The organism is Streptomyces sp. CB01881 (assembly GCF_002953255.1).
In the GTDB taxonomy this organism is placed as follows: Bacteria; Actinomycetota; Actinomycetes; order Streptomycetales; family Streptomycetaceae; genus Kitasatospora.
Genome location: NZ_CP026498.1, coordinates 10778886 through 10785883, shown reverse-complemented (window position 1 = coordinate 10785883; position 6998 = coordinate 10778886). Strand labels below are relative to the sequence as shown.

The 6998-nt window shown below is 76.8% G+C and carries 3 protein-coding genes and 1 pseudogene; all 4 read right to left on the bottom strand.

What is annotated here, in order from left to right; all coding sequences use genetic code 11:
* Positions 1-4303: pseudogene (locus C2142_RS36450) on the bottom strand (hypothetical protein); the annotation flags it as partial.
* 113 nt (positions 4304-4416) lie between these two features.
* Complete coding sequence (locus C2142_RS36445; protein ID WP_148647080.1) at positions 4417-4809, bottom strand: WXG100 family type VII secretion target; 393 nt, start codon at positions 4807-4809, stop codon at positions 4417-4419.
* The gene (locus tag C2142_RS36440; protein ID WP_148647079.1) at positions 4802-5236 is read right to left on the bottom strand and encodes a YbaB/EbfC family nucleoid-associated protein; all 435 of its coding nucleotides are present in this window, start codon (positions 5234-5236) and stop codon (positions 4802-4804) included. Before C2142_RS36440 ends, C2142_RS36445 begins: the two co-directional genes overlap by 8 nt.
* Positions 5237-5332: 96 nt before the next feature.
* Positions 5333-6955 carry a hypothetical protein gene (locus tag C2142_RS36435; protein WP_148647078.1) on the bottom strand — a complete coding sequence of 541 codons (1623 nt, stop codon included), beginning with the start codon at positions 6953-6955 and terminating at the stop codon, positions 5333-5335.
* Between the last annotated feature and the right edge of the window lie 43 nt (positions 6956-6998).

Genomic DNA, 6998 nt, shown 5'->3' with positions numbered 1-6998 from the left:
GACTCCACTCCACGGACCGCACGACGTTGACGGGCGGCGGGCCTTCCGGCTCCGCGGCCGTGCGGGCCGCCGACGGCCCGGCCGAGGAGTCGGCAGCAGACGCGGTCGAGGACGCGGCGGCGGACGGGGTGGCGGACACGGCAGCCGTCCCGGTGGTCTGACCGGTGGTCTGGCCGGTACTGTCCGAGATCGGCGCCCGCGGCGTCACCCCGCCGTCGCCCGAGGAGGACGGTCCGTGCGCGGCCGCCTGCTGCGCGTACGCCTGGTAGGCCAGGTCCCGGGAGTACTGCCAGAGTTGGGGCAGGTGGGGCAGGGCATGCTGGACGAGGTCGTGGTAGAGCTGCTCCGGCCCGGCGGGGTACTGGTCCGGCGCCGTCCTGAAGTACCGGTCGTAGCCGGCCAGGTACTGGTCGACCTGCGGGCCCCCGCCGGAGAGACGCAGCACGTCGGCGCGCACCGTCTCGTACTTGCGCCGGAGGTGCCGCACCCGGTCGGTGTAGAACTCGGCCCGGTCGCGCGCCCCGGAGCCGTCCGGCAGGCCCAACTGGGCGCGGATGTCGTCCAGTTCACGGGGGCCGAAGCCCCGCTCCTGACCGTTGACCTCGACGGGCTTGCGCCACCACGCGTTCGGGTCCGGCGGCTGGTAGCTGCGGCCGTCCCGCGCGAAGCCGTCGACGTCGAACTGCTGGGAGTAGCGGCCGGAGGCGGTGGGCGGCTCGGGGACGATCACCCGCTCGTAGCCGGGTGGCAGGCCGCCGCCGCGGGTGTAGCCGTTGCCGGAGTCGTGCCACTGCGTCATCCGGGCGGCACCGCCGGCGCCCGCCTCCTCCAGGTAGGAGACCCGGTGTCCGAGCAGCGCGACCGCCTCGAGGTTCCCGGAGCGGAAGCCGAGGTGGTCGAGCCGGTGGTGCCGGTGGAGGTGGTCGTAGAGCAGGAACTGGCCGGTCCGGGTGTTGCCGCCCCAGGAGGTGAGCTCCTCGCCCGTCCCCTTCCAGAAGCCGGTGATGTGGTGGATGGTGTCGGTGTTCAGCTCGGTGCGCATCTGCATCACGAGGTCGTCCCACTTGTCGCTCTTGGCGACGTTCGGGTGCTCGTCCCCGGTGATGATCACCGCGCGGTACTCGTGGGCGACGTCGCGCAGGATCTGCCGGACGCCCTGGAAGCTGGTGTCGTGCTCCATCCGGCTGCGCAGGTCGTCCCACCGGGTGGCCTTCCCGGTGAAGCGGGACCACAGCACCAGCACCTTCCCGTTCTGCGGGGACAGATGGATTCCGCGCCCCTCCAGCCAGGAGCCGATCCGCTCGTCGTGGCTGTCGGTCATGCCCCAGGCCGTCCGGACGACACCCCGCAGCTCGTCGGAGAAGACCTGCCCGACGTAGTCGGTGCCGTCGGTGACGCCCCAGATCTCGCCCTTCTGGTACATCTGGTCGTAGCTCTTCTCGACCCCCCAGTCCTGCTGGGCGATCCGGGTGGCCTCGCCGTTCAGGGCCCACCAGACGGTGCGCTTCTCCATCGAGGGGACGTCCACGAAGTGGATCCGGCTCGCGTCGATCCCGGTGGAGCGGTAGAACTGCGCGATCGCCCGGGACTTGTCCTGGACGGGGTCGTGGCCGGGGGCGCCGGGCTCCGGGCCGCGTGCGATCAGCACGTGCATGTGCGGGTCGTGCAGTAGGGAGACCGAGATGCCGAACTGGTCGCCGGACGCGTAACCGGGCTGCATGAGGACCGAGTTGCGGGAGGTGTCCACCTGGGCCGCGGATCCGCTGCCACTCGCGGTGGCGGAGTCGGCGGTGGTGGGCCCGCCGGGGTGGCCCTGGTCGGCGTCGCTCTGAGCGGCGTGGGTGCGCGGAGCCAGGGTGGACGGACCGGCCTGTCGGCCCCGGTGCAGCGGGTCGGAGACCGGGTCCGCCCAGGCGTGGCTACGGGGGTGGGGGGTCGCGGCGGCCCGGGCCTCGTCCCAGCTCGGCCGGTGTCCGCCGGCGGCCGCCGGGGCGTCCAGGTCGCCGACCACGGCGGAGATCAGCCGGAGGTGGCGCTCGCGCAGACCGGACTGTCGCAGCCCCTCGGGCGCCGGACGGCGGTAGTCGCCCATCATGCTGCCCTCGACGGCGGGGCGGTGCGGGAGGTCCGGCGCCCGGTACTCGTCCCGCAGGCCGAGCTGGTGGCCCAACTCGTGTGCGTAGTCGACCGGTTCGGCGTCCGGCCACCAGGAGCGCTGGTCCATGCCCCGGTCCCGCCCGACCAGGTCGACCGTCAGATGGGCCTGCTCGCCCTCCCGCGCAGGCAGCACGGTCACGTGCAGACGGTCGCCGCCGGACAGGCGGTGGCCGGGCCGGTTGAAGTGCTCCTCGACCCCCTGGACCAGCTTGGTCCAGATGGCGTCCGTGTCGTGCCCCCGGCCGCCGTCCCGGAAGGCGATCCGGACCGTCAGGTCGGTGACCGGGGTGTCGGCGTACACGAACCGGCGGGCCTCGAAGCCGGACCGGACGACGAAGCGCGGGGTGCGGTCCGGCTTCATCCGGGGCGCCGGGGGGCGGTCACCGGGCACCGCCTCGGCAGCGGGCGCTGCCCCGGCGGCGGGGTGGCGCTCCGGGCCCGCCGAGGAGGCCCCCGACGCGACGGCCGGGGCGGTGGCGGCGGCAACTGCCGGTTCCGCCTTCGGTGCGGGGCCCCTCTCCGTACGCGGCTCCGTACGCGACTCGGTACGCGGCGCCGGGCCGGCCGCCGTGCGCACCGGCTCGGCGGGGGCGGACGCCTTCGCGGGCGCGGGCCCGGGATCGGCTGCGCGGCCGGTGCCCGACGGAGCTGCCGAGGACCGCGCCTCCGGGCCGCCGGACTCCAGCCGGGCCGCGCCCGGGGAGCCTGGGCCCGCGGTGCCTGCGGTCGGCATCACGGACCCGGCGGAACCGGCCGACGTGGCGACCGCAGGGCGGCCCGTCACCCCGGCGGGTCCGGCCGAGGAGAGGCCGTCGGCCGTCCGGCGGGCCCCACCCGATGCCCCGGTGAGGCCCGCCGGGCGAGCCCCGCCCCCGGCCTGCGCGTGGGCGGACGCGCCCGTACCGGCCTGAGCCGAGCGGACGCCGGACGCCCCGGCGGCACCTGCCCCGGTGCCCCTCGCCGTGGCCGCCCCGCCCTGCGAGGCGGTCCGGCCGGTGTCGGCGGCGGCCGTCGCGAAGCCCGGCAGGACGGCGCCACCGCGCCCGACCGTCCCTTCCCCACCCGCCCGCTCGGCGGTCGCGGTCCCGGTCGCGTGCGCGACGGCCGGCCGCTCCGCGCCCCGGGCCGCCGGAGGGCCGGAGTACTCGCCGCCGGGCCCGCCCGTTCCGGTCCGGGGCCGATCGCTCCCGGACGCGGACCGCGGGCCGCCGCCGACCGCCGGCCCGTCCGGCATCGGAACGGGGACGACGACCGGTGCCTTCTCCGCCGCCCCCTCGCCGGACAGGTCGAGCACGGGCCGGTCCGGCAGGTCGAGGTGGACCGGGTCCACCTCGACCGTGTCGCCCTTGCCGCCGAACCTCCGCCGGCCGCCCCCGCCGAGCGAGCCGACGATGCCGGCCGCGACGGAGGCGCCGAGCAGCTCCTCCCCGCCGAAGGCGCCCAGCATGATCCCGGCCGTCGTCACCCCGGTGGCCGCGCCGAGCACGCCCTTGCCGATCAGCGAGCCGGCGAACCTCGGCGCGACGACACCGCCGACGCCGAAGAACACCCCGCCGACCGCGCCGCCGATCGCCCCGGAGATCGCCGCCGACCTGGTGTTGTCGAGGCTCCACTCGGTCCGGTCGCCCTTGAGGATCTGGATCGTCTGGACGGCGGCGTCCAGACCGAGGTTCAGCGCCACTCCGGCGGCGACCGAGATCAGCAGGCGGCGCAGGATCATCCGGACCGCCACCCGCGCCGAGGTGATCGCGGCGGGGAGGACCTCGGGGGCGAAGAACGCCCACTGGGCGATCTGCCCGGCCAGCAGGACGAGTTGGCCGAGGATCATGTACTTCGAGTACTCGATCTGCACCCCGGTGTGGTGGCCGAGCTTGCCCATCTGCTTCGAGGACTCCGCCATCTGCGGCACGGCGGTCTCCAACTGGGTGACGAAGGCCCGGAACTCGTCGGCGACCCGGCCGCCGACCGCCTCCAGGACGCCGTTGCCCGTCGAGCCCAACTGCTCGCTGATGCCCTTGAGTTCCTGCGCCGCGTCGTCCCAGGCTGCGCCCAGGCTGCGCAACCGGTCCTCGTCGCCCTTGGGCCAGGACTGGCCGACGGCCAGTTTGGCGACCCAGTCGAGGGCGGGGGGCATCTCGACGCTCATCGGTTCACTCTTCCTCGGTCACAAGGGGCGGCCGGCCGGCGGTGCGGACGGCGAATCGGCGGACGCCACCGGGCGGGGTCGGCGGCTCGGCGGCCGACCGTGCGGACGGCGGGTCAGCGGCGGCCGGTGTGCGGTCCGCCGGTGTGCGGCCCGTGCGGGCCGTCGCCGGTGGCCGACAGGTCGGGGGCGGCGGCCGTGAGGGCGTGCAGGGCCTCGACGTTCTGCTCCTCGGTACGCCGGAAGCCCTTCGCCATCGTCCCGATGCCGTCCACCGTGCTGTCCAGGACCTCGGCGGTGCCGGAGATCCCCTCGGTGAGCTGCTCCTTCGGCTGGACGTACTGGTCGCGGAACTCCCGGCCGGTGTAGTCCTCGCCCCAGCACTCGCCGAGCTCGCCCAGGCGGGCCTCCAGCCGGGTGCCGACCGACCTGATCAGCCCCGCCAGCTCCTGCACCTGCGGCGTGGCGGCCGCCAGGGCCTCGGTGTCGACCGAGAACAGCTCAGCCACGGGACGCCGCCCCCTCGAAGCCGTGGTCGACGTACTCGCGGACGGCCTCCGGCATGGCCGGCTCCTCGGGGAGCAGCGCGGCCGGGTCGACCCGCCCCTGGAGCAGGTCGCCCAGGCTCACCCCCGGCGGCAGCCCGTCGGTCACCACCGTGGTCACGGCCTCCAGGGCCTGCGCCCTGGCCTGACCGGCGGTGGCGAGCAGCAGGTCGGCCAGCTCCTTCGGGGCCATCCTGCGGTAGGCACCGGTGGGGAACTCCACGGCCGTGAGCTCGCCCTGCGCCCCCACGGTGACCTTGACGGCCTGCCGCGGGTCGGTGGCGGTCGCCGTGGTGGCCGCGATCCGGCGGCGGGTCTCGGCGGCCTCCTCGCGCTGGCGCTCGTACTGCGCGAGGAGGTCCTCGATCTGCTGGTCGTAGGGGCTGGGCACGGCGTTCCTCTCGTGGTCCGGTGATGCGGGGGCGGGTTCGGCGGGTTCGGCGGGCGGCGGCGCGGCGGTGGGCGGCGCGTTCGGTAGGTGGCGCGTTCAGTAGGTGGCGGCGGGGCCGTCCGGTACGCCGCCCCAGGTGCTCTCGTCCTGGACGAGCAGGTCGGCCACCCCGCGCGGGGCGGTCTCCCCCTCGGGCCCGGCGGCCTCCTCCTCGGGCTCCGGAGCCTCCGGCCCGCCGTCGCCGCAGCCGAACACCGCCGCGCCCACGGGCAGTCCGGAGCCGCCCGCGCCGGTGCCGGAGCGGTCCGGCTGCCAGGTGGACCAGGGCTCGGCCGGGTGGTCGACGGCGACGGCCGCCCCCTCGGCGGACCGCTCCTCGCCCTGCCCGCGCCGGGCGGGCGCAGCCGCCCACAGCAGCGGGACGAAGGCGCCGGCGCCCTGCTCCCACAGTGCGGTGTCCTCCTCGCCACCCTCCGCCGCGGGCCGGGGCAGCACAGCCGTCCGGCCCGCGGGCTCCGCGGTCTCCGTCACGGCGGCCGCCGGGGCCGCGGCCGTACCGGTCTCCGCGGGGGCCTTCGAAGGCGCCTTCCCGGCGGCCTTCGCGGGCGAGCCTGCGCTGCTCGCCGTCGTGCCCGCGCCCGTGACCGGTCCACCGAAGCCCGGCAGCACTCCCGCCTCCGCGGCTGCGGCCGCCGTCCAGGGCTCGCCGGTCGGGTCGAGCAGGCCGGAGGCCTCGGAGCGGCTGCCGGTGCCCTCCGCCGCGCGGCCGGTGGCGCCCGGCACGCCCGCGGTCGGCAGCAACGGTACGCCGCCCACCGTCAGCCCCTCGCCGCCGGCCGCCGCGCCGGTGGCCGACCCGGCCTCCGGCTCACCGGACTCCGTCCCCACCTCCCAGGGCTCCGTACTCGGCGTCAGCAGGCCGGAGGCGTCGGACCGCTCGCCCGACCCGTCCCCCCGGCCCGCGGGCGCGCCGCCGCCCATGCCCGGCATGAAGGGCATCCCGGCGCCGCCCATCCCCGCCGGCAGGCCCGACTCGGTGGCCGCACCGGCCGGGAGCCCGCTGCCCGCACCGTCCTGGAGCTCCTCCCCGGCCGTCTTCTCCCCGGTCCCGCCGGCCCGGCCGCCGAGACCGAGGCCGCGCGGGAGTCCGGCGAGGCCGGAGGCCGCGCCGCGGCCGGCCGCCAGGCCCTTGCCCGCGGAGCCGGCAGCACCGAGACCGGACAGACCGCCGAGGCCGGACAGACCGCCGAGGCCGAGCGCGCCCAGCGCGGGCAGGGCGCCGAGCCCGGAGCCGTCGAGGGTGCCCAGGCTGACCGGCCCGCCCAGGCCCGGGAAGGCCACCGGGTCGAGGCCGCCCAACCTGCCGGGATCGAGGCCGAGCCCGCCGGGGAAGGACGCCCCGGGCAGCTCCGGCAACTCCGGCAACCCGGCACCGCCGAGGCCCGCGACGTCACCCGGCCCCCCGAGGGCGCCGAGGTCACCGAGGTCACCGAGAGCGTCAGGGCCTCCGAGACCGCCGCCCAGGTCGCCCACCCCGCCGAGACCGTCGAGACCGGGCCCCGCGGCGAGGTTCGAGAGGTCACCCCCGCCCGGGAGCCCCCCGCCGATGCCCTCCGGATCCGGCAGCGGACCCGGGCCGCCGGCCCCCGGACCGTCACCGCCGGGGCCCTCGTGCTCGTTCGGGCCGTTGACCGGCGAGGGCACCGGCTGCGGGGACACGATCGTGTCGGAGGTGAACTGGTAGTGCGAGGCCCTTCAGCAC